Consider the following 22,404-nt stretch of genomic DNA (forward strand, 5'->3'; position numbering starts at 1 on the left):
CAAAGGTTAAATCTTTTGAATCAAGATCTGCGGCTGATTATTCATCAGTCGTAGATCCTCTTAAAAACGAAGAAAGGTGAGCGCTTGCCAAAAGAAGACTAAATACAAGCGCGAAAAGACAGTAGATACAGAAGGCTAATGATTAATATTCTGGTTAAACTGTTCGTAACCGCGTTTTGCCGCAGCGTGATATTGTTGGTTTAATGGTGCAGTCATCTGTTGCGCTATTCCCGTCATTTCAGGGCCTGCGAGTTCAGGTGAACCGGTACGAAACGGTGGGCGAGGATCATACTCAATTGCCAATTCGACAAGGGAGGCAACCTCTTCTCCACGTAAGGCTTTGAGCACCAACAGTGAAGCGTCAAATGAACCGGTTGCGGGTCCAGAGGTATAAATCGAACCATCGATGACAACATCACTGCCCCCTACGGCGATTGCCCCTACGTCTGGTAGCATCGGGACAACATTACTATTACTGGTTGCCCGCTTACCCCGCAATAACCCTGCCGTTCCTAACATTAGCGAACCATAGCAAGTACCAATCACCGTTTTTGCGGTATGCCCAACCCGAGCAAAAAACTGAATCACTTCAGGATCTTCAATAACCTCTGGAGGCACCATACCCGTGACTAAAACATCTAAATCATCAGGGCACTCATCGAATGTCATTGTTGGCATAGTTGGCCACCCTGTGTAACCCTCAAGCAACTCTTTACGCTTCCAGATAAAATAAATTTCAGCGCCCACAATAGTAAAAACGGATTGTGCTCCATTAATGTCCATTGGCATAAATCCTGGGCAGACAAAAATACCCACTTTAAGTAAAGAAGATTGTTGCGCCCTACCCCCTGCAATCAGCGCCTGAATTGACGGTGTTGTCAACCCAGCGGCTGTGCTAATGGCATAATCATATTTATTCATTCTATTATCCTTGGTTATTTAATCATCATTATTATACTGATCGGTAAGATAATATATGATATACAATGAAGTAAACTATTTTTGTACTGAGTGGTAATAAAATGGCACAAAAAGGTAGACCACGAAATTATGATAGCCATGAAGCGCTAAATAACATCATGGCGTTATTCTGGCGCAAGGGGTATTCCGCGACTTCACTTGAAGATTTGGTTGACGTCACTGCGATGAAAAAGCCGAGTCTCTACGCCGCTTTTGGAAACAAAGCGCGACTGTATGAATTAGCAATGGCACGGTTTGGTGAAATCGCGCAGGCACATTATGCAGCTGCGCTAGCTGAGCAATCGCCAAATGAGCCGTTGTTTGCACGACTTAGCCGTTGGCTTCGTGCCACCGTCTCCTTGTATAACGGAGTAGACGGTAAAACGGGCTGTATGGTGCTCTCTACTGCCGTAGCAGAAACCGATGACCCACAGGTACAAGCCTTCCTAAAAGACGTTATCCTTGCACAGGAGACGATGCTTATCACTTGTCTCGAAAAGAAAAAATCGGCCTTACGTGAACCTGAAAATGCGCGATTACTGGTAAAAACGCTTATCGCATTACTGCATTCAGTATCGCTACGAGCGAGAGCGGGCGAAACAGAAGAGGAGTTGTCCGCGCTAATTGATGCGGGAGAGATGGTGCTGCGTGCAACGCTAGTTATACCAGAAAACACCCAATCAACGTCATCCCCTTAGAAAACAAAAATGGGTAATGTCGTCAGAAAACTCACTGACCAACATTACCCATTAACATCTTAATTTTAAGAGAAAATTACTTCTCTAAATTCTCTTTATATGACGGGAAGCTCATCTCTTTATAACGGATAATCGAGGTTTTCTTCACGATTTTATATCCGAACCAGATAGCTAAGAATAGAGGAATACCGATATAGGTTGCGGTAACACCTACCCAGTCAATCTTATCTTCTAAGAAAGCTTGATAGTTTTGACCCAGTGTAATCACTAAGCACAGGATAAAGGCGAAAATTGGCCCGATTGGGAAGAAACCTGACCGATATGGTAAGTCATTAAGATCTCTACCTTGCGCAATATAGCCTCTTCTGAAGCGGTAATGGCTGATGGCAATCCCTAACCACGCGATAAACCCAGTCATACCTGACGTGTTTAATAACCACAGATATACCGTTTGGTTCCCAAACATTGAGCTTAAGAAGCACAAACCCGCCACAACCGTGGTTGCCAGCAATGCATAACGTGGTACACCACCTTTAGAGAGGCGAGCAAAGATTTTCGGCGCTTTACCCTCACGAGCTAAGGTGTACAGCATACGCGTTGAGGCATACATCCCGGAGTTACCCGCAGAGAGAACCGCAGTTAAGATAACGGCGTTCATCACCGCAGCCGCTGATAATAAACCTGCATTCTCAAATACTAGTGTAAATGGACTCACGCTAATGTCTTTCACGTCGTTACGCAGTAAGCTTGGATCAGTGTAAGGGATAATTAAGCTAATGATTAAAATCGCGAAGATATAAAACAGCAAAATACGCCAGAACACTTTACGCACCGCACGAGGGATATTTTTCGCTGGATCTTTTGACTCACCCGCCGCAATACCGATTAATTCAGTACCTTGGAATGAAAACCCTACGATCATCGCCACACCAATCATGGCAGAGAAACCTCCAGCAAATGGTGCATCACCAATTTCCCAGTTATGCCAACCCGCGTTTTCTGCGCCGTTCATAATGCCGAAAATCATCAGCACGCCAACGACGATAAAAATAACCACCGTGGTCACTTTGATTAGCGAGAACCAATATTCCGCTTCACCGAAGCCTTTAACGGAAATGTAGTTCAGTAAGAAAATGATTGCTAAGAAGATAGCACTCCAGATCCAGCCTGGGGTATCTGGGAACCAATAGGTCATCACTAATTGTGCCGCTACAAGGTCAACCGCAATAGTTACCGCCCAGTTGTACCAGTAGTTCCAACCTAATGCGAAGCCAAAGCCTTCATCGACATATTTTGCGCCATAAGTCGCAAAGGAGCCAGAGACTGGCATGTACGCAGCTAATTCACCTAAGCTGGTCATTAAGAAATACACCATTAAACCAATAATGGCGTATGAGAGGAGCGCTCCACCCGGTCCAGCTTGTGCTACTGTGGCACCGGATGCCACAAATAAACCGGTTCCGATGGAGCCGCCAATTGCGATCATCGCGAGGTGGCGAGCTTTTAGTTCTCGACGTAATCTTGGTCCGCCGCTCATCGATGTCGTTGTATGTTGTTCTGCCATCTGTTCCCTGTATTTTATTTTCAGTCAATAACGCGGGGGATTCTAACAAACTCAAACGGCAGAACTAAGCAACTCTTTGCTGTTATAAGATACCTTCATAATCCAGCGATAATTATTAGCAAAACACGTTATAGTGAATAAAACGTCAATTACAATAATCCAACAGATTCGTTATCGCGTTAGAAAGATGCTTCTGACGGTGATAAATCAGGTATAACGTACGCTCAAGTTGTAACTCTTCCACTTCAAGCTCCACCAGCGTGCCATTCTCTAATTGCTCCGCAATCACACGGCGAGATAAACAGCTCATACCCATCCCAAAACGTACCGCATGTTTAATCGCTTCGGAATTACCTAACTCCATTAAAATATGGAATCCTGGAAGGTGAGCAAAGAGTAGTTGATCTAGTACATCGCGCGTACCAGAGCCTCTTTCACGCAAGATCCATGGCGCATCTTTTAACTCTTTTAAAGTCACTTTTTTTTGTGCTAATGGGTTACTTGGCGCGGAAAACACCACTAACTCATCTTTTAACCACGGTTTTGAGATGAGTTCAGGACTGTGGCAAACCCCTTCAATCAGCCCCACATCAGCCCGAAACTCCATCACGCCTTTAATGACTTCCTCAGTATTTCCGATAAATAATTCCAGTGGAATTTCAGGATTATCATGACGGTACCCGGCTAAAATCTCAGGCAACATATAGTTACCGATTGTGGTACTTGCCGCCAAACGAACTGCGCCCATCTCTTTTTTGAACAGTTGCTCGACTTCAAATGCTTGTTCTAATAACGCTAATGCCTTTGGGTAAAGTAGGCGCCCATGTTCGTTAGTGACAAGTCGTTTACCTACACGGTCAAAGAGTTGCACACCTAATTGCCCTTCCAAGTCAGTCAGTGAAGCGCTCACTGCGGACTGCGATAACGCTAATAATTGCGATGCTTGCGTCGTGGAGCCACTTTTTAATACTTCCGTGAAAACTTCAAGCTGCCTCAGTGTAATACGCATACAGAAAGCTCCAAGATGATTATGTAGTTGTAATAATATTGTTAATATTAATCATTTATTAGCAATATACCAGAAGAAACTCTTAATCTGTTTTTTAGATAAATAATACAAAAACAATCAATTTAGATTATTACATTTTTTGTTATATGCTTATTCCAACTTAATCTAAGTCGTCATAAAGAGTGTAGTCATGGATAAAACTGGAACCAAAGCAATCACACAAAATAATTCATTCCCTATTCTAAAACTTGTTCCGGGGATCATTTTAGCGGGAATTTTAACAGCCATTGCCATATACCTTGGTGAACAATCATGGTTTATGGATATCGGGCTGGGCGCGCTCACTCTAGCTATTCTTCTTGGTATTTTTGTGGGAAATACCGTTTACCCTGCGATTAGTACAAGTAGCGATGCAGGAATTAAATTCGCTAAGCACTATTTTTTACGTGCCGGTATTATTTTGTATGGCTTTCGCCTGACTTTTCAGCAAATCACCGACGTGGGAGCCACTGGACTGATTATTGATGCGCTCACATTAACCTCCACTTTTTTATTAGCTTACTGGCTTGGTAAAAAAGTGTTCAAACTTGATGATGAAACCACCATGTTAATTGGTGCGGGTAGCAGTATTTGTGGTGCCGCTGCCGTAATGGCAACCGAGCCGGTTGTTAAAGCGTCCGCAAGTAAGGTCGCTGTTGCCGTTTCAACCGTGGTGATCTTCGGCACCATTGGCATTTTTGTCTACCCATGGTTATATCAGTTAAATGCGCATTTCGGCTGGATCCCTGCGACTCAAGAAACGTTCGGGATTTATATCGGTTCAACCGTACATGAAGTCGCCCAAGTTGTTGCCGCAGGTCATACTATTGGCCCAGATGCAGAAAATGCTTCTGTGATAGCGAAAATGTTACGCGTGATGATGCTGGCGCCGTTTTTAATTATCTTATCTGCATTTATTAGCCGTAAAAATGCGGCCAGCACGCAAGAAGGCGCCCAAAAAAGTAAAATTACGATCCCTTGGTTTGCGGTGATTTTTATCTTGGTCGCCGCGTTTAACTCATTCAACTTATTACCTGAGCAACTGGTTAAACAAATTATTACGTTAGATACCATCCTATTAGCGATGGCGATGGTGGCATTAGGGTTGACAACGCATGTCAGTGCGATTCGACAAGCGGGGATCAAACCTTTATTGATGGCTGCTATCTTGTTCGCTTGGTTAATTTTCGGCGGTATCGTAATTAACGTTGTTATTCAGTCGGTGTTTTAACCCTCATTTTCTACTTGCTAAGTTTGTCTCCTTTTCTAAGCACCTCCGATTGCCGCTTTTTATAAGCGGCATTTTTTATTGGTTTCATTTCTTTAGTTATTAATGGCATACTCCTGAAAAAAGGAGTCAATCATGAAATATGTTGGAGCACATGTCAGCGCCTCTGGCGGCGTAGACCAAGCAGTCATTCGCGCCCATGAAATTGGAGCCACCGCATTTGCTTTATTTACCAAGAATCAGCGTCAATGGAAAGCAGCCCCCCTTAGCGACGAAGTAATTAAAAGCTTCAAACAAAACTGCGCTAAATACGGTTATGGGAAACACCAAATTTTACCCCACGATAGTTATCTCATTAATTTGGGGCACCCTGAATTTGAAGCATTAGAGAAATCTCGCGTCGCTTTTATTGATGAAATGCAGCGTTGTATGCAATTGGGGATTGACCTGCTGAACTTCCATCCCGGCAGCCACCTTAAGCAAATTGAAGTTGATGATTGCCTAGCTCGCATTGCAGAATCGATCAATATCGCCTTAGAAGAAACTGAAGGCGTTATCGCCGTCATTGAAAATACCGCAGGACAAGGGACAAATCTTGGTTTTGATTTTACGCATCTAGCTAAAATCATCGAGCGCGTTAAAGATCAAAGCCGTGTCGGTGTTTGTATTGATACGTGCCATGCTTTTGCCGCAGGTTATGACCTGCGCACAGCAGAAGATTGCGAGAAAACATTCCAACAATTTTCTGACATTGTGGGCTTTGAATTCTTAAAAGGTATGCATCTTAATGATGCGAAAAGTGAATTTGCCAGTCGTGTTGACCGCCATCATAGCTTAGGTGAAGGCAACATTGGCTATGCACCATTTAGCTATATTATGAAAGACCCACGTTTTGATGGTATTCCGCTGATTTTAGAGACCATCAACCCTGATATTTGGCCACAAGAAATTGCATGGTTAAAATCGCAACAAAATAGCTAAGACAGCTAATAAACTAAAAGTATCGCAAACAAAAAGGCGGCCTTCTATAAGCCGCCTTCTCAATGAAACAATCGTAAAATAGTTACAGCGATTTCATCTCTATTTTTGCCATCATATCTGCTAGCTTATTACGATTTTTCAAGCCAACATCCGGCTGAGAAACTGATAACGCAGAAATTGCGGTTGCCATGCGGAGTGTATGTTCGCTAGTCTCACCATTTAATAAACCGTAAGCTAACCCTGCAACCATTGAGTCGCCAGCGCCTACCGTACTGACAACTTCACATTGAGGCGGTTTCGCGAGCCAAGACCCCGAAGCATTTACCCAAAGAGCACCTTCTTCACCAAGAGAAATGACCACGTGAGATATGCCTTTATCCCGCAGCTCATGTGCCGCCGCAATAACATCTTTTAAATCCGGTAATTTGCGCCCTACCCATGTTTCTAACTCTTGACGATTAGGTTTAACTAACCATGGGGATGCTTTCAGGCCCGCTTTTAATGCTTCGCGGCTGCTATCAAAGATAATACAAGGGCATAACTGACGCAGGCGAGTCATCCAACGTGTGAATTCTTCAGGTTCAATCCCATTAGGTAAACTTCCGCTGACCACCACCATGTCAAAATGACCAAGCCAATTAAGGGATTCCGTGGAAAAACGGTTCCAATCTTCTTTACTGACATCAAAACCAGAGAAATTAAAGTCTGTGGACTCACCGTTATTTTCTGTGAGTTTAACATTAATGCGTGTACGACCTGGCACCATGCTAAAACGGTTTGCCATGCCATTTTCACTAAAGAAGTGTTGGAATTCTTCTTGGTTGTCCTTACCCATAAAGCCGCTAACGGTGATATCAATACCGAGGTCACGCAGGACTTTTCCTACATTAACCCCTTTGCCTCCAGCATTGAGACTAGCGGTCTTAACTAAATTGACTTCACCGACTTCGATGGAAGGGCATAGCCCCACAAGGTCATAAGCAGGATTTAATGTAATTGTAGCAACCCGGCGAGTCATAACCACTTATCTCCCTTATCATTATTGTCTTCGTGCAGACGGTCTTATCACAAGATTTTCAGGGCATAGTTATAACACTAATAACTGTTAGTTTCAGTGATATTTGTATTTTTTCCTGATTGTAATTTGAAAGTAACGTGGCAAAATTCTTTCCTCTATAAAAATAAGAAGAAGGAAAAATAATGTCGGATCCTCAATATGTTGTTGTTGGTGTCGGTGTACTGATTACTAACGCCCAAGGGCAAATTCTCCTAGGTAAACGTAGCAGTCAGCATGCGCCTTACTGGTCTATTTTCGGAGGCCATGTTGACCCAGGAGAATCTTTCGAAGCCTGTGCAATCCGTGAAATAAAAGAAGAGATTGGTATTGATATCGAGACCCCAACCGTATTTGGTATCAGCAATAATATCGAAACCTTCCAACAAGAAGGAAAACATACCGTTTCCATCTGCATGCATGTGGAATATAACGGAGAAAAAGCCCCACAGATCATGGAAGCGGATAAATGCGAAAGCCTGTTGTGGATTTCTCCGACTGACCCATTACCTGAGCCTCATTTTGAAGCTAGTCGTAATACCATTGAGCTATGGCTCAACAAACGCTTTTATCAGCCTCACTTCTAAACCCCATATGCACAAATTTCATCCTGTTTGTGCATATAGTAATCACCATTAATTATTTTTTATTTTATTATCTTTTAGATGTTTACATTATTTCAGTCCTAATGTATCGTTCAGCTAGTACAGTGAAACAATCATTCAGGAGTCATCATGGAAGCCGATGTAACAAAACCACCAAAGCGCCCCTCTATTTTAGGCGGTTCAATGATCATAGCCGGTACCGCAGTCGGTGCTGGTATGTTTTCTATTCCGATGGTGACTTCAGGTGTTTGGTTTTCCGGTTCAGTTGTCTTACTGATCTACACATTTATCTGTATGTTATTATCAGGATTAATGATTTTAGAAGCCAATATGAATTACCCGGCAGGTGCTAGTTTTCATACCATGGTAAAAGATTTATTAGGCTCCGGCTGGAATACCATTAATACCCTCTCCATTACGTTTGTATTATATATTTTGACCTATGCCTATATTTCGGCAGGTAGCTCAATTATTACAGAGAACATTTCTCAATATGTTCAAGTTCCACAAGCACTCTCAGGCTTTGTTTTTGCGGTCGTTATCGCGTTTTTTGTTTGGTTATCTACCCGTGCAGTTGATAGGTTAAGTACAATTTTAATTGGTGGGATGGTGATCACGTTCGTCATGTCTATTGGTGGCATGGTCACAACCGCTTCGCCTTTAGTTCTCTTCGACCAATATGAAAATAGCCACAGTGAATATTTACCTTATGCATTAGCTGCGTTGCCTTATTTACTGACCTCTTTTGGTTATCACGGTAACGTGCCGGGATTAGTGAAGTACTACAATAAAGATAGCCGTAGTGTCATGTTGAGCTTAGTGTATGGTGCAGGAATTACCGTCACTATCTATATCTTATGGCAGTATGCTATTCAGGGTAATATTCCGCGCTCATCCTTTATTGCGATCAGAGAAAATGGTAACAATATTGGCGCGTTACTGAATCAAATGAATATTTCCGCACAGAGTAGCTTTATTTCGCAATTTTTAACACTGTTCTCTTACATGGCATTAGCTAGCTCGTTTTTAGGCGTATCCCTCGGCTTATTTGATTTTATCGCTGACTTCTTTAAATTTAACGATAGCCATCAAGGGCGATTTAAATCAGTCATTATTACTTTCTTACCGCCAACAGTTTTAGGTTTAGCGTTCCCTGACGGCTTTATTTATGCCATCGGTTTTGCAGGACTTGCAGCCACTATTTGGGCGGTCATTGTCCCTGCCATGATGGCAAGAGCAAGCCGTAAGCGTTTTCCTAATAATAGCTATCGAACACCCGGCGGAAGCTTTGTGATTGGGTTCGTAATCTTATTTGGTTTGATTAACGCAGCAGCCCATATTTTGTCTCTGTTAGGTTTATTGCCTGTTTATTAAGTTATTCAAAGACAATCATTGTTTAAAAAGAGATCCCTAGCGTGAAAACTAGGGATTTTTTTGATGTTAACATCTTGCCTAATCCGTTATCTGCGAGTAATTTTGTCGAACTCTTTTTGACTAATAACAAAGAAGGTTATTTATGGCTAAGGCCAACGAAATCAAACGTGGTTTTGCAATAAACTACAACGGGAAATTACTGCTGGTTAAAGACATTGATATCCAATCCCCAAGCGCTCGTGGCGCAAGTACACTGTATAAAATGCGCTTTACCGATATCAAAACTGGCCAAAAAGTTGAAGAACGCTTCAAAGGCGATGATGTTTTAGACACTATTTCACTCACTCGCCGTGCGGTAAGCTTCTCGTATATTGATGGTGATGAGTATGTGTTCATGGACAATGAAGACTATACCCCATATATCTTTAAAAAATCTGATATTGAAGAAGAGCTGCTATTTATTCCTGAAGAAGGTTTACCAGGAATGCAGGTTTTAACAATGGATGGGCAAGTGCTAGCACTTGAATTGCCACAAACTGTCGATATGGTGATTGCTGAAACAACGCCAGGTATTAAAGGCGCTTCTGCAAGTGCTCGTACTAAACCTGCAACAATGCCGACTGGCTTAACAGTTCAAGTTCCTGAATATTTAACTACCGGTGAAAAAATCCGTATTCACATTCCTGAACGCCGTTATATGGGCCGTTGTGATTAATTATTTTACTCTATTTTCTCAGTAAGAAAATAAGCTTACACTACCTATGGGCATTCCGCCCATAGGCGTCATTATAAATAAACATCACTCATTCATCCTAGAATCGCATTCCATTTAACATTCAAAAATTAATATAAAAATGACAATTTAGTTATTAGTCATAAATAACCGTGTAAACCCCTATTTTATTTTCCTTATTAATCCATTTGAATGTTTGAGTTCCTTTATGATTTGGAAGCACAGTTCCTTTTTCAGTCAATTTATTAAACTTTACTGACGTCGTTTTAACGGCTCCATCATCATTCCAACATTTTGTATCAATACTCTGTTCAATACTCGTGATAACGCAAGGTGATGCGACAATCGCTCCGACAAAGTGGATAGTACCTGATGCAACGGGTTTTGCTTCGCTATGTGTAGAGGCTTTAGCGTGCATACCGAATGTTAATGCCATTAAAGAAAATACTGCTAATGTTATTTTTTTCACTGAGTGATCCACAAGAATTTCTCCGCTTAAAATTAAGTTATCGTCAATTACTAGAATTTATTTACATCTAATTGATGCGTTGTTTAATAAATTTCGGATATAAGCTTAATTTGAGTAGGGAAATAGTTATTTCACATATGGTCGCCATTTTTTATTTTTAGAAACCCGCAAAGGGAGGCAAGATTTTTAGTGTTTAAAATTTAACTTAGATACAATAAATTTCATTGGAATTGATTTCATTTATATAACAAATCACTTTCTATTTTATTAAAATTAGTCATCTTATCCATCAATTGCATTTGATGTTTATTAATTAGAACTACTATCAACAATTCTCTAATTAAATTCATTTTCTTAGTAAGTTTTTAATCTATTTAATTCATTTCACTTATTAAAAGAGTAAAACTTCATAGTATTGAATAATGAACATAACTGTTTAGCTCTCTTCATTGGAAGCTTAATGCATAAAAAACACACGATAATGTAGTAAGAATATCCGCAACATATACCCATCTAATACGGACAATTTGTTTTTACATTTAAGTGACAAACAATATAAATTTAAACTTCTTTACAAATCAGATTGAAATTTAAAAAATCACCACTGTTTTTATAAAGATATTAGATAATAAACGTGACTATGATCATGTTTTCTTTGAAAACGGTCTTCCTAAGAGCGCAAAAACACTGGATTATTCGCATTCTGAAGGCAAGTTAATGATGGATCTCTCGTTTTATATAATGTTTTGTAAATTATGCCCCTATTAACTCGCCATTTCAGCTTTGTTTATGTATATTCTTTATGTTTGGTTAAAGAACCTAATATTCATCAGCCAAATATATAAAATAAGTACGATTTTTAGCAGCTTCTGATTATTTTTTTATAATCAACAGGTGTTAGAGCACAAGATAGCTGCTAATTTAGAGCATAATTTGTTCGATACATAAACACTTTCTGCGAAAAATACACTCAGTCGTTTAATGCGTTTTTCACAGGGATCAGTTTAAGTGTGTTGTGTAATTTCCACACGGCAACAAATAAAATGGCAAGGGATATTCTATTAATGTTAACTTCTGAAAAATTTAAGCGCTATATCTGGCGCATTGTTCCGGCAGTCGCAATTGCCGTAACGCTTTCAGCATGTACGGCACCGAAAACGTCGAAGAATGGTCAGACAACCACAAGATCTTCAGATGCTCGTATGTTAAATGCAACATCGAATGACTCACTCGCAATGGCATCTCAAGATGAATTCGAAGATTTAGTCAGAAGTGTTGATACCAAATCCAAAATCATGGATCAATATGCAAGCTGGAAAGGCGTAAGCTACCGTTTAGGTGGAACCACGAAAAGTGGTGTTGACTGTTCTAGCTTCGTACAACGTACTTTCCTCGAACAATTTGGCGTGCAATTACCACGTACTACCTCTGAACAAGAGTCTTCAGGTAAAAGTGTAAAACGCAATAATTTAAGAGCGGGTGACTTAGTTCTGTTTAAAACAGGTCGCACGATGAAGCATGTAGGGATTTATATCGGGGACAATAAGTTTGTTCACGCCTCTACAAGCAATGGCGTTATCGTTTCTGAAATGACTAACGATTATTGGAGCAAGCGTTATTACGCAAGCCGCCGTGTGGTTAATGGTTCATAAAACCCAGAAACATTAATGCAGTAACATATAGATACCTTGCCAATAAAAAAGCTTCCAGGCTCTAAACCGGAAGCTTTTTTATTGGGCCGAATATCATAAAGACGACCTTAAGATTAAATAGTTTCAATGCCATCAAGCACAATAGAAACCAGAAGCCATTTCTGCGATAGCAACACCGGATGCTTTTAAACGGCACATTGCGGTTAGCTCATCACTCGCTCGGATAAATAAACACATCTCTTTTTGCCATTCTAAAATGGCGTTATCGATCTGCATTTCCGATAACGAGTCAGATAAATGCTTCATTGCAATACAATCTGTTGCACAGTCGTGGCTCAGCAATTTTAGCCCCACTAGCTTATCGCTATTCATATCATTCATAGGCACAACTTCAACATCTGTCCCTATTTTTCCCGATAACCAGCGGTAGCTTTGCGGTAGCCTGTGCACCACCGAAAGACCTAATTTTTCCACAAAAATTTCCTATTAAAACATGTCATCATTTTGCCAAGTAAATTGACTAGCCAAATCGCCATTTAATTTACATTTCACTCAATGAATATCGATTCTTTTAGATACTGAAACTCCCCCAAGAGACAACGTCCCTCTTCCTTGTACCTCTCTCTATATTAGAGAGTGAATAGAGCTACATATGTCTTAAAGAAATCCTCGTTCAAACCGAACTTTTAACTCAATCGAAAAGTAACATGAATGTTAAAAGCAAGAACTTAAATATAACATTAAAAAAGTAGCATGTCGTTAAATTTTTGTGACACACATCATTGCATACGAATTTTTTTGACAAAAAAGTTAATTTTTAAACAAATTTTGAGAACAAACCTCAAAATAAACCATAGTAAATTAATCTATTTTTTACATTATTATTCAAATATATTAACAATTATCTATTTTTTAAGCTCATGTAACCTTATTTAGGATCATTAGAAAATGAGTCCCACCTTTCATCGAAAACAGAAATTTAACAAACATTCCATTTAAGATAATTGATATGGATCATTTTTTGATAAATACTTTAATTTCTTCACGAAATTAATCGATTTTATCGAAGTGTTAAGCAGGTTAATCAATAGGTATTGTGAATAATATATTGGTGAGATAAATCAGCATGATATAAATAATTGAGGGAAATTAATGAGTTTATCAGTTTCATCCTTGAAACTGATTCTATTGGAGATGTTATTTTGCTCTTTTCGCTAAAAGCACAAATAACATGGAGAGAGCCACACAACCAACCATCGAGCCTACCATCGGCCATGCATTTTTAGCAGGGATCATCGATAACAAAGTCCCCACCAATGCACCAATAGAAAAACGAATTGTGCCGGCAAGTGAAGACACTGTTCCTGCAATATGAGGATAATTATCGAGTATCACTGCCATCGAGTTTGAGGTGATCATGGCAATCCCACTCACATAAATCGCGACGCCGATCACTAATGTCCAGAAATCCATACCCAATGCTGTCGTCGTTAATAACCATATTCCCATAACGAACTGAACAATAATCCCGAAATACAACATTCGCTCAGCGCCAAATTGCCTTACAAATTTGCCGTTAATCGTCGTCATAATAAATAAGAAGACAATATTGATGCCAAAGTAATAGCCAAAATGTTGAGGCGATACTCCGTTAAGGTCGATATAGACAAATGACCCCGCATTCAAGAAAGAAAACATACCGGAAAACGAAAATGAGCTGGCCAAAATATAGAACAATACTTGGCGAGCTCTGAATAACGTCGCAAATTGGCGTAATGTGGTTCCAATATGGAATTTTTGTCGCCTTTCAACGGGTAGTGTTTCTCGGATAAATAAACTGACTAGCACCACAGCGATAACAGCCGCAATTGCAATACTCCAGAAAATGGCGTGCCATGAGAACCAGCGCATCATTTCGCCGCCCATGATAGGTGCCATCAACGGTGCAATTGTCATCACTAATACGACGAAAGACATGCTTCTGGAGAATTCATCTTTAGTAAACATGTCGCGCATTAATGCGTTGATCACGACGCTGGCTGCGGCTGCCGCAAATCCATGAAGGAAACGCAACCAGATAAATGTATCGATCGATTCCGCAACAGCACAAGCCGCCGAGGCTAATGCAAAGACAATCACCCCACCTAAAATTACGGGTTTGCGTCCTAGACTATCCGCCATCGGACCATAAAAAAGCTGACCAATTGCAAAACCAAAAATGTAGCTGTTTAGGGTCATCTGAATGCGCCCTTCATCTACATTAAAGTAACCTGTCATTGCAGGGAAACTCGGTAAATACATATCAATCGCTAATGGCATTAGCATTGATAGTAAACCTAAAATTAAAATCAGCCCCAAATAGGATGAACGCTGTTGTTGCACTTATTAACTCCTGCTATGACATCATTAACGGGGAACCGTAATACTCTCAATCTCAGCTTCAGTCAGTGGACGATATTCCCCCGGCTCTAGCTGCTCATCTAAACGAATTTCCCCGACTCGCTCACGATGCAAACCACACACATGATTTCCGACGGCCGCAAACATCCGCTTAACTTGATGATAGCGCCCTTCACTGATTGTCAGCCGGACGTCACGTGGAGAAATAATCTCCAATCGAGCAGGTTTCGTGAGTGATTTCTCACCATTTAACATGACGCCTTGTTCAAATTGAATAGCGACATCGTCGGTAATATCTTCACTCAGTTGAACTCGGTAGGTTTTCTCACAATGATGTTTTGGCGAGGTAATGCGGTGAGACCATTGCCCGTCATCCGTTAATAACACTAACCCTGTCGTATCAATATCCAAGCGACCTGCTGCATGCAGTTTTTGGGCGACGGGCTCATCAATAAAATAGAGAATTGTTGGGTGCGTTGGGTCATCAGTAGAGCAAACATAGCCTTCAGGCTTATTGAGCATAAAATAGCGAGGTCCTGTGACTTGCACTAACACATTGCCATCATAGGCAACTTCATTATCAAGACCCACCTGCATTGAACCTGATTTTACAACTTCATCGTCAACCATGACATTACCGGCACGTAGCTCACGCGCCACCAAACTCCGGCTTATCCCAAGTTGCTGGGACAAAAATTTATCCAGTCGCATAGATTCTCTTAACTTGATGGAATGTCAGCGAGAGGTACAATAGCACCGCGCTGTCATAAGATAGAAAGATGGATTGCTGTGATTACTATCACATAATTTATTATACCAATAACCTGTTACAAGTGATAGCGCAGCAAGGGGAACGCTTAAATTTAGACCTAGCAACGGATTTAACTTAAATTTAACATTAATAATCTGACTTTTTTGAAAAAACTAACTCATATGCCTGCAGCCTCATCCCGTTTTACTTTACGCCCTTACCAACAAGAAGCCGTTGACGCGACGATCCAGCATTTCCGTCGTCATACTACACCAGCGGTGATTGTGCTCCCGACAGGGGCAGGAAAAAGCTTAGTGATCGCAGAATTAGCGAGGCTGGCTCGTGGGCGCGTATTAGTTTTAGCGCATGTCAAAGAGTTAGTTGAGCAAAACCACGCTAAATATCTGACTTATGGTCTAGAGGCAGATATATTCGCAGCAGGTCTCAATCGCAAAGAATCCCACAGTAAAGTGGTCTTTGGGAGCGTACAATCGGTAGCGCGTAACCTTGAACACTTTGACGACAAATTCTCCTTAGTGATCATCGATGAATGTCATCGCATCAGCTTAAACGAAGAAAGTCAGTATCAACAAATTATCCTAAGCTTACAAAAGCATAACTCTGCACTGCGTATTTTGGGCTTGACCGCGACGCCCTATCGCCTAGGGCATGGATGGATTTACCAATATCACTACCACGGAATGGTTAAAGGTGATGAACACTGTTTTTTCCGTGATTGTATCTATGAATTACCGCTACATTACATGATCAAAAACCAATTCTTGGTTCCCCCTGAACGCCTTGATATGCCAGTGCTACAATATGATTTTAGTCAGGTATCGGTTAACCAATCGGGAATTTTTAGTGAGCAAGAGCTCAATTTATCCCTCAAAAAACAGCAGCGCATTACACCAAAAATTGTGGCGCAGATTATTGAGTATGCAACGCCATTACAAGGTTGCATGATTTTTGCCGCTACGGTTGAACATGCTAAAGAGATCCTCAGTTATTTACCTCAAGATACTGCGGCATTAGTCACCGCGGATACACCATCCCTTGAGCGCCAAAGCATCATTCAACAATTTAAAAACAAGCAATTACATTATCTTGTCAACGTTTCAGTACTGACTACTGGTTTTGATGCGCCACACGTAGACGTAATTGCCATCTTACGCCCGACAGAGTCTGTCAGCTTATATCAGCAAATCGTTGGACGTGGCTTACGTTTGAGTGAAGGAAAAAAACAGTGCCTAATTCTGGACTATGCCGGAAATCCTCACGACCTCTTTCGCCCCGAAGTGGGTAGCAGCAAACCCAATTCCACCAGCGTTCCAGTCCAAGTTTTCTGTCCACTGTGTCAGTTTGCCAATGTTTTTTGGGGAAAATGCACCGCTGATGGTCAAATTGTCGAGCACTACGGGCGTCGCTGCCAAGGGTGGGAAGAAGATGAGCATGGACGAAAACAACAATGTGAGTTCCGCTTTCGATTTAAGCAATGCCCCCATTGTGGCACTGAAAATGACATTGCCGCACGACGTTGCCATAAATGCCAAGAAGTGCTTACTGACCCCGATGATATGCTTAAAGCCGCATTACGACTCAAAGATGCGCTAATCTTACGCTGCGGGGGAATGGAACTCACATCAGGCTCGGATGCAAAAGGCGAATGGCTGAAAATCACTTACTATGATGAGGATGGCACGTCGGTGTCTGAACGTTTTCGACTCACCACTCCGGCTCAAAAACGCGCATTTGAATTCCGATTCTTACGAGAACACCATCGAGCTCCTGGTGTTCCTTTCCGTTGGAATAATGCAAACGACATTATTTCACAACAAGCTTTATTACGTTACCCACAATTTATTGTTGCGCGAAAAAAAGAAAACCACTGGGAGATTAGAGAGAAAATCTTTGATTATCAGGGGCGTTTTCGTCTTGCAGCATCGTTAAGATAATCAGAAAAAACGCGATTAATGATGAATAAATCATGCCAAGTCAGAAAGATAATGATCTTAATGATTGCCCGCTAGCCGTTTTTTCGTTAAAATGCCGCCCGCCTTTGTATGTCTCGCTTAGCGAAATGATGTTACAGGGCCAAATCTCGAACCTGCTGCTGGGTCGCCTGTAGCAGGATTTTTATTTTTTCTTTTATAGAGAAATTGTAATGTTAACTATCAATGCAATTGAACGTAAAGAGCAGGGTAAGGGTGCGAGCCGCCGCCTGCGCAGAGCTAACCAACTGCCAGCTATCGTTTACGGTGGCAACCAAGAAGCTATCTCTGTTACTCTGAACCACGATGAAATCATTAACCAAGAAAGCAAAGCAGAATTTTACGAAGTTCTGACGCTGGTTATCGATGGTAAAGAAACTAAAGTAAAAGTTCAGGCTGTTCAACGTCACCCATTTAAGCCAAAAGTGATGCACATTGACTTCCTGCGCGCTTAATTAAGCCCATAGCCGAGCTTTAAAGTTTTTTCGGGACGCCGAGTAAATAACGCCGCAATTGCGGCGTTATTTATTTCAAACATACGATTTCTAACATAAAAATTTCGATAGTGAATCCATCATTCACTATTTATTACCGCGACGTTGCAACTGGTCACGCAGATTCGGCGGTGTACCACGGATAGTCAATGTGTCCGTCACGGGATCCCAGAAAATGCGTTCTCCCATTAACATCGCGTCAAAGCTAATCGTAATACCCCCACCACTGCCTGAAAATTTCGTTAATTGCTTCAACGTACCGCGATCAGCAGGAAAACTCTCTTCCAGTTGATAATCATTTTGGCGAGTAAAATCTTCAAAGCTTTGCTCTTCCACCATAGGTAACTCTTTTGAGAGTTCCTTCAGCTCAATCTCTTCGCCTGATTGCAGTTGCTCACTGCAATAGCTATGAACTTGCTGGCGATAGGCTTGGCGAGTGTTTTTATCCATTTGCGCATTATCACAAAAATCATCCAATGCTTGGACTAACCCTTTATTCTGTACCTTCGCATTCAAACCTTCAGACGCAGCTAAAAAGTCCATAAAGAAATCAGATACTTTACGCCCCACTCGTCCTTTAAGGAAAGTCAGATAACGCTTCGACTCAGGATTGGTTTCCCATTCAGTCAAATCAATACGCGCTACAATATCCGCATGAGGAATATCTAAGTAGTGAGTCGTACCCAAATCGAGGGACTCAGTCACAAACATACTGTCGCAACTATTCAGAACAGCGATAAGGAGATATTCCACTGCCAAGTAACGATATTGGCAGAAGAGAACAATGCCGCCTTCAGCAAACGGGTATTTTGCCAGCTCATCTTTTAAACGCACGGTCATTGCGCGGCTAAAGCCTAAAAATTCTTCTTCACCCTTACGCAGTAACGTTAACGCTTCAGCCAGTTCACTCTCTTCGTTGAACTCACCAAACGCCTTACTTTTTGCACTGTATACACGATGTAATTCTGCCATCATGTCTTGCACAACACTGTCTGTCGTCAATAACGAATCACGCAACATGACTTCTAAGGTCTGTTCATCTCGTTTAATCAACTGGTGTAACGCTATCTGGGTAATTTCCAGACTCATTGTTGGCTCCTTTCGCTAGCAGAAATAATGTCGCGTATTCAAACACTGTTAGTATTTGTCTGCAACTGAAACCGTTAACCGCCATTTTTTTATTACTTTTATGGCGAACTATTATCCACTTCGGTGATCTAAATAAACATTATTATCAATTAAACGAAAATTTGTTTAAAGAAAGAAGAAAAGTCACCCACAATGGGCTATCATATGGAGCTTTCATTAATTTAGGATGCCATAATTTATGCCACAATCATCTCGCTATAGTGATGAAAAAGTTGAAGGTTTACTGTCTGACCTTGTTAGTGTGTTAGAAAAAAACCATACTCCCGTTGATCTATCATTAATGGTACTCGGTAACATGGTTACCAATCTGCTCAATACGTCTGTCGCCCCTGCTCAGCGTAAAATGATTGCAGAGTCCTTTGCCAATGCATTACTTTCTTCTGTACAAGAAGATAAATCACACTAATTTGGTTGATAAATAAACAGCATGGTCACCCATCAGCGCTACCGAGATAAAGTCTCCAACATGATTGGTTGGGGGCATTGGTTTGCACTTTTTAATATACTACTTTGCCTTTTGCTAAGTAGCAGCTATCTGTTTATTTTTGACTGGCCAGATACCTTCGCTGGTCGCGCTTATGCCTTCGTCAGTTGGTTGGGTCATTTCAGTTTTGTGGTGTTCGCCACTTACTTGCTAATCATCTTTCCGCTGACCTTTATCGTTATGTCCCAACGATTGTTGAGGGTTATCTGTGTGGCGCTAGCCACCGCGGGACTTACCTTATTACTCTTTGATATTCGCGTCTTTAGCCAATTTGGTCTTCACCTTACCCCGCAGGTATGGGATTTAGTCATTAACCCTGCCAAGGGTGAAATGGCGCGCGAATGGCAATTGATGTTCATCAGCATCCCCATTATCTTTCTGGTTGAGATGCTATTTGCGACCTGGAGCTGGCAAAAACTACGCAGCTTAAGCCGACAAACATTTGGACGCCCACTGGCAGGTCTATTCATCGCAACATTTGTGATGTCACATTTAATGTATGCGTGGGCGGATGCCAATTTTTATCGCCCAATCACGATGCAACGCTATAACTACCCGCTGTCTCAACCAATGACAGCGCGTAAGCTACTTGATAAATATGGTCTACTCGACCTAACTGCACATCAAAATCGTGTATTCCAGCAAGGTAGCCCAACTGCACTGAAACTTCAGTATCCATTGAAGCCGCTTAGCTACCAAGACCAAGGTACAGGTTACAATTTACTGTTATTGGTTGTTGATGATTTAGGTAATGTTTCTCAGCAAAACCAAATGAACTCATTGAAAGAGTTTAAAAATATCAGCTCCCAATTTACCAATCACTATACTTCTGGGTTACGCAATGACACCGCCCTATTTGGGCTGTTCTACGGTATCTCATCAAGTTATATTGATAATATTCTCAATGGTCGTCACCCTTCTGTACTGATTGAAGCTTTACAGCATCAAGGCTATCAGTTTGGTTTATTCTCCACTGATGGATTTAGCTCACCATTATTCCGACAAGCGATTTTGTCTGACTACTCCTTGCCGACAAAAGCAGCGGACAATGACAAACAAACTATTGCACAGTGGAATTTATGGCTAGATAACGTGAAACATGGCTCTCCTTGGTTCTCATTCTTAAATATCAAGGGAGCGCCGGGAAGTAATCAAACGGATAACCAAATCAGTCAAGTCATTGAGACGTTGAAGAGCCAGAACAAGCTGAATAATACCATTGTGGTGATCACGGCAAACTACAACAGTAACGGTTCGCAAGATACTGATTGGGTGAATAAAAAACACTTTAACCGCGATAGTATGCAAGTTCCGTTATTTATCTACTGGCCTAATACTCCAGCGCAACAAATTGATAAGCTGACTAGTCATCAAGATGTAATGACCACCCTCATGCAGCGGGTGTTACATGTTAATAATCCGCCTGATGATTACAGCCAAGGAGAAGATCTCTTCAGTGCGCAGCGCACTTATCCGTGGGTGATCACCGGCGATAAAAGCGATGTCGTCATTACCACCAACAGCGCTACCATGTATATGGATCATAACGGGCAATTTAATATCTATGACCCACAAGGTAACGAGCAAACTGACGACAAACCAGACCTTGCTGAGCTACTGAAAATCTTTACTGAACTTAAACGCTTCAATGAAAATTAGCGCTTAAATTTCAATCAGTCATATGAATTTGCTCTTGATTTCGCCAATGTTTTGAGTAGTATATTTTTACTTAAAGCCCTTGTTGTAAAGGCATGCATTCATTAATCGGCACGTAGCGCAGCTTGGTAGCGCACGGTCATGGGGTGTCCGGGGTCGGAGGTTCAAATCCTCTCGTGCCGACCAAATTCTCACTCAAGCCAGCCTTTTCGGTTGGCTTTTTGTTATTCAATGTTTCCCTTTCTTTAACCATTATCTGATAGCCAAATTGCATTGCTATCGGAATAATAGCCACTATTCTTTTAACCTTTTATTGAGTTATACAGCATGTCGCTATCCGTCACAGTTGCATTATCACGCCAAGAATTTATCGCCTTTAGCCGCTACTGCCATAAAAATAACTACTTTTTACCCAAAAACCGCAGCTTACTCACTTATACCCTGCTCTATTTAGCTTTCTTTGCCATCATGGGAGGGGTATTCACCTTACTCCAACATTTTGATATCGAGCTTAATATGGGGCAATTTGTTGTTTCAGTTCTGATGGCGATATTACTTTATGCCATCTTTGCAATACGTTTGTTTAACACATTGAATAAAGCGATTCCTGATGCGGATAGCTCGACTTTCTGCACAAAAACATTCACGGCAGATGAGAATGGATTACACATTGAGAGTGCTTATGGTTTATGGCACTACAATTGGAATTCAATGCGTTTTATAAAACAAAATGGAGACACACATTATCTATTTATTGATAGAACTAGCGCCTTTATTTTCCCAAAACGAGCGTTTGATTCACACGAAAACTATCTAAAGTTTGTGCAATACCTCACTCAACAAAATTATTTTTTAAATAATCCGGAATAAATCTTAGTAAACTAAATTAATTTAGCATAATCATCCGTTATGCTTTATTTTAAATTTTGCGAAGAATTTATATTCACTACACATTTTTTTACACTTTATTTTTAGCTTTAATTAACGATTTATATTAAAAATTAGAAATAACTCCACGAATAGTATTTCGTCTATATTATCACCTAATACCACCCCCTTTATGAGTAAAAATATTTATATATTCTGTTTTTCTTAAGAATAATCTCTATTTTC

General features: G+C 41.0%; 21 protein-coding genes and 1 tRNA gene. 13 read left to right on the top strand and 9 right to left on the bottom strand.

Features of this window, described 5'->3' with window-relative positions; all coding sequences use genetic code 11:
• Positions 1 to 135: 135 nt before the first annotated feature.
• Complete coding sequence (locus tag HFU86_RS11555) at positions 136 to 921, bottom strand: DJ-1/PfpI family protein (protein ID WP_132495308.1); 786 nt, start codon at positions 919 to 921, stop codon at positions 136 to 138.
• A gap of 101 nt (positions 922 to 1,022) precedes the next feature.
• On the opposite strand from HFU86_RS11555, the gene HFU86_RS11560 reads away from it, so the two are divergent.
• On the top strand, positions 1,023 to 1,658 hold the full coding sequence (locus tag HFU86_RS11560) for a TetR/AcrR family transcriptional regulator (RefSeq protein WP_187129303.1): 636 nt from the start codon (positions 1,023 to 1,025) through the stop codon (positions 1,656 to 1,658).
• Positions 1,659 to 1,734: 76 nt separating this feature from the next.
• On the opposite strand, the gene HFU86_RS11565 is transcribed toward HFU86_RS11560, so the two are convergent.
• Both HFU86_RS11565 and yieE read right to left on the bottom strand, forming a co-directional pair.
• Positions 1,735 to 3,222 (bottom strand): amino acid permease, encoded by a 1,488-nt coding sequence (locus tag HFU86_RS11565; RefSeq protein WP_036953029.1) that lies wholly within the window; start codon positions 3,220 to 3,222, stop codon positions 1,735 to 1,737.
• A 145-nt stretch (positions 3,223 to 3,367) separates the two neighbouring features.
• Entirely contained in the window at positions 3,368 to 4,231 is an 864-nt protein-coding gene (yieE, locus tag HFU86_RS11570; protein WP_187129304.1) for a DNA-binding transcriptional regulator YeiE, read from the bottom strand.
• A 190-nt stretch (positions 4,232 to 4,421) separates the two neighbouring features.
• Here yieE and HFU86_RS11575 point away from each other — a divergent pair, with 190 nt between their 5' ends.
• Entirely contained in the window at positions 4,422 to 5,501 is a 1,080-nt protein-coding gene (locus tag HFU86_RS11575) for a YeiH family protein (RefSeq protein WP_132495312.1), read from the top strand.
• Between the two features lie 132 nt (positions 5,502 to 5,633).
• The gene (gene nfo / locus HFU86_RS11580) at positions 5,634 to 6,479 is read left to right on the top strand and encodes a deoxyribonuclease IV (protein WP_132495314.1); all 846 of its coding nucleotides are present in this window, start codon (positions 5,634 to 5,636) and stop codon (positions 6,477 to 6,479) included.
• Between the two features lie 82 nt (positions 6,480 to 6,561).
• On the opposite strand, the gene fruK is transcribed toward nfo, so the two are convergent.
• Positions 6,562 to 7,497, bottom strand: coding sequence for a 1-phosphofructokinase (gene fruK, locus HFU86_RS11585; protein WP_036953017.1), 936 nt, complete (start codon positions 7,495 to 7,497; stop codon positions 6,562 to 6,564).
• A 182-nt stretch (positions 7,498 to 7,679) separates the two neighbouring features.
• Between fruK and HFU86_RS11590 the strand changes: the two genes are divergently transcribed.
• The 3 genes from HFU86_RS11590 (at position 7,680) to yeiP (ending at position 10,227) form a co-directional block, all read left to right on the top strand.
• Entirely contained in the window at positions 7,680 to 8,120 is a 441-nt protein-coding gene (locus HFU86_RS11590; protein WP_132495316.1) for a nucleotide triphosphate diphosphatase NUDT15, read from the top strand.
• Positions 8,121 to 8,267: 147 nt separating this feature from the next.
• On the top strand, positions 8,268 to 9,512 hold the full coding sequence (mtr, locus tag HFU86_RS11595; RefSeq protein WP_108477943.1) for a tryptophan permease: 1,245 nt from the start codon (positions 8,268 to 8,270) through the stop codon (positions 9,510 to 9,512).
• Between the two features lie 142 nt (positions 9,513 to 9,654).
• On the top strand, positions 9,655 to 10,227 hold the full coding sequence (gene yeiP / locus HFU86_RS11600; RefSeq protein WP_132495318.1) for an elongation factor P-like protein YeiP: 573 nt from the start codon (positions 9,655 to 9,657) through the stop codon (positions 10,225 to 10,227).
• Positions 10,228 to 10,381: 154 nt separating this feature from the next.
• Here yeiP and HFU86_RS11605 read toward each other — a convergent pair whose 3' ends face one another.
• Entirely contained in the window at positions 10,382 to 10,714 is a 333-nt protein-coding gene (locus HFU86_RS11605; protein ID WP_243698965.1) for a hypothetical protein, read from the bottom strand.
• A gap of 1,064 nt (positions 10,715 to 11,778) precedes the next feature.
• On the opposite strand from HFU86_RS11605, the gene mepS reads away from it, so the two are divergent.
• Positions 11,779 to 12,366, top strand: a complete 588-nt coding sequence (gene mepS, locus HFU86_RS11610) for a bifunctional murein DD-endopeptidase/murein LD-carboxypeptidase (RefSeq protein ID WP_036953007.1) — start codon at positions 11,779 to 11,781, stop codon at positions 12,364 to 12,366.
• Between the two features lie 132 nt (positions 12,367 to 12,498).
• Here the strand turns inward: mepS and HFU86_RS11615 are convergent, their stop codons facing one another.
• From HFU86_RS11615 to rsuA, 3 genes are all read right to left on the bottom strand, one after another.
• The gene (locus tag HFU86_RS11615) at positions 12,499 to 12,840 is read right to left on the bottom strand and encodes a hypothetical protein (RefSeq protein WP_132495320.1); all 342 of its coding nucleotides are present in this window, start codon (positions 12,838 to 12,840) and stop codon (positions 12,499 to 12,501) included.
• Between the two features lie 723 nt (positions 12,841 to 13,563).
• A complete protein-coding gene (locus HFU86_RS11620; RefSeq protein WP_036953002.1) occupies positions 13,564 to 14,748 on the bottom strand; it encodes a Bcr/CflA family multidrug efflux MFS transporter in 1,185 nt (394 codons plus the stop codon).
• Between the two features lie 24 nt (positions 14,749 to 14,772).
• The gene (rsuA, locus tag HFU86_RS11625) at positions 14,773 to 15,477 is read right to left on the bottom strand and encodes a 16S rRNA pseudouridine(516) synthase RsuA (protein ID WP_187129305.1); all 705 of its coding nucleotides are present in this window, start codon (positions 15,475 to 15,477) and stop codon (positions 14,773 to 14,775) included.
• Positions 15,478 to 15,699: 222 nt separating this feature from the next.
• Between rsuA and HFU86_RS11630 the strand changes: the two genes are divergently transcribed.
• Positions 15,700 to 17,472 (top strand): DEAD/DEAH box helicase, encoded by a 1,773-nt coding sequence (locus tag HFU86_RS11630; RefSeq protein ID WP_187129852.1) that lies wholly within the window; start codon positions 15,700 to 15,702, stop codon positions 17,470 to 17,472.
• 209 nt (positions 17,473 to 17,681) lie between these two features.
• Entirely contained in the window at positions 17,682 to 17,963 is a 282-nt protein-coding gene (gene rplY, locus HFU86_RS11635; protein WP_187129306.1) for a 50S ribosomal protein L25, read from the top strand.
• Between the two features lie 126 nt (positions 17,964 to 18,089).
• Here the strand turns inward: rplY and yejK are convergent, their stop codons facing one another.
• Positions 18,090 to 19,091, bottom strand: coding sequence for a nucleoid-associated protein YejK (yejK, locus tag HFU86_RS11640; RefSeq protein WP_187129307.1), 1,002 nt, complete (start codon positions 19,089 to 19,091; stop codon positions 18,090 to 18,092).
• A 238-nt stretch (positions 19,092 to 19,329) separates the two neighbouring features.
• On the opposite strand from yejK, the gene HFU86_RS11645 reads away from it, so the two are divergent.
• The 4 genes from HFU86_RS11645 to HFU86_RS11660 all read left to right on the top strand — a co-directional run bounded on the left by HFU86_RS11645 (position 19,330) and on the right by HFU86_RS11660 (position 22,161).
• Positions 19,330 to 19,557 (top strand): YejL family protein, encoded by a 228-nt coding sequence (locus HFU86_RS11645; protein ID WP_108477939.1) that lies wholly within the window; start codon positions 19,330 to 19,332, stop codon positions 19,555 to 19,557.
• A 21-nt stretch (positions 19,558 to 19,578) separates the two neighbouring features.
• Positions 19,579 to 21,294: an LPS biosynthesis-modulating metalloenzyme YejM gene (gene yejM, locus HFU86_RS11650; protein WP_036952989.1), complete on the top strand. Its 1,716-nt coding sequence runs from the start codon at positions 19,579 to 19,581 to the stop codon at positions 21,292 to 21,294.
• A 106-nt stretch (positions 21,295 to 21,400) separates the two neighbouring features.
• Positions 21,401 to 21,477, top strand: a tRNA-Pro gene (locus HFU86_RS11655).
• Positions 21,478 to 21,618: 141 nt separating this feature from the next.
• Complete coding sequence (locus HFU86_RS11660) at positions 21,619 to 22,161, top strand: YcxB family protein (protein ID WP_187129308.1); 543 nt, start codon at positions 21,619 to 21,621, stop codon at positions 22,159 to 22,161.
• Positions 22,162 to 22,404 lie beyond the last annotated feature (243 nt).

This window comes from Providencia sp. JUb39 (assembly GCF_012272845.1).
Classification (GTDB): domain Bacteria; phylum Pseudomonadota; class Gammaproteobacteria; order Enterobacterales; family Enterobacteriaceae; genus Providencia; species Providencia lanzhouensis.

Coding starts and splice junctions, on each gene's coding strand:
- mepS (WP_036953007.1), top strand. CDS start 11,779: ATGTTAACTTCTGAAAAATTTAAGCGCTATATCTGGCGCATTGTTCCG.
- HFU86_RS11560 (WP_187129303.1), top strand. CDS start 1,023: ATGGCACAAAAAGGTAGACCACGAAATTATGATAGCCATGAAGCGCTA.
- HFU86_RS11555 (WP_132495308.1), bottom strand. CDS start 921: ATGAATAAATATGATTATGCCATTAGCACAGCCGCTGGGTTGACAACA.
- rsuA (WP_187129305.1), bottom strand. CDS start 15,477: ATGCGACTGGATAAATTTTTGTCCCAGCAACTTGGGATAAGCCGGAGT.
- yejK (WP_187129307.1), bottom strand. CDS start 19,091: ATGAGTCTGGAAATTACCCAGATAGCGTTACACCAGTTGATTAAACGA.
- yeiP (WP_132495318.1), top strand. CDS start 9,655: ATGGCTAAGGCCAACGAAATCAAACGTGGTTTTGCAATAAACTACAAC.
- HFU86_RS11630 (WP_187129852.1), top strand. CDS start 15,700: ATGCCTGCAGCCTCATCCCGTTTTACTTTACGCCCTTACCAACAAGAA.
- HFU86_RS11565 (WP_036953029.1), bottom strand. CDS start 3,222: ATGGCAGAACAACATACAACGACATCGATGAGCGGCGGACCAAGATTA.
- nfo (WP_132495314.1), top strand. CDS start 5,634: ATGAAATATGTTGGAGCACATGTCAGCGCCTCTGGCGGCGTAGACCAA.
- rplY (WP_187129306.1), top strand. CDS start 17,682: ATGTTAACTATCAATGCAATTGAACGTAAAGAGCAGGGTAAGGGTGCG.
- fruK (WP_036953017.1), bottom strand. CDS start 7,497: ATGACTCGCCGGGTTGCTACAATTACATTAAATCCTGCTTATGACCTT.
- yieE (WP_187129304.1), bottom strand. CDS start 4,231: ATGCGTATTACACTGAGGCAGCTTGAAGTTTTCACGGAAGTATTAAAA.
- yejM (WP_036952989.1), top strand. CDS start 19,579: ATGGTCACCCATCAGCGCTACCGAGATAAAGTCTCCAACATGATTGGT.
- mtr (WP_108477943.1), top strand. CDS start 8,268: ATGGAAGCCGATGTAACAAAACCACCAAAGCGCCCCTCTATTTTAGGC.
- HFU86_RS11590 (WP_132495316.1), top strand. CDS start 7,680: ATGTCGGATCCTCAATATGTTGTTGTTGGTGTCGGTGTACTGATTACT.
- HFU86_RS11575 (WP_132495312.1), top strand. CDS start 4,422: ATGGATAAAACTGGAACCAAAGCAATCACACAAAATAATTCATTCCCT.
- HFU86_RS11645 (WP_108477939.1), top strand. CDS start 19,330: ATGCCACAATCATCTCGCTATAGTGATGAAAAAGTTGAAGGTTTACTG.
- HFU86_RS11660 (WP_187129308.1), top strand. CDS start 21,619: ATGTCGCTATCCGTCACAGTTGCATTATCACGCCAAGAATTTATCGCC.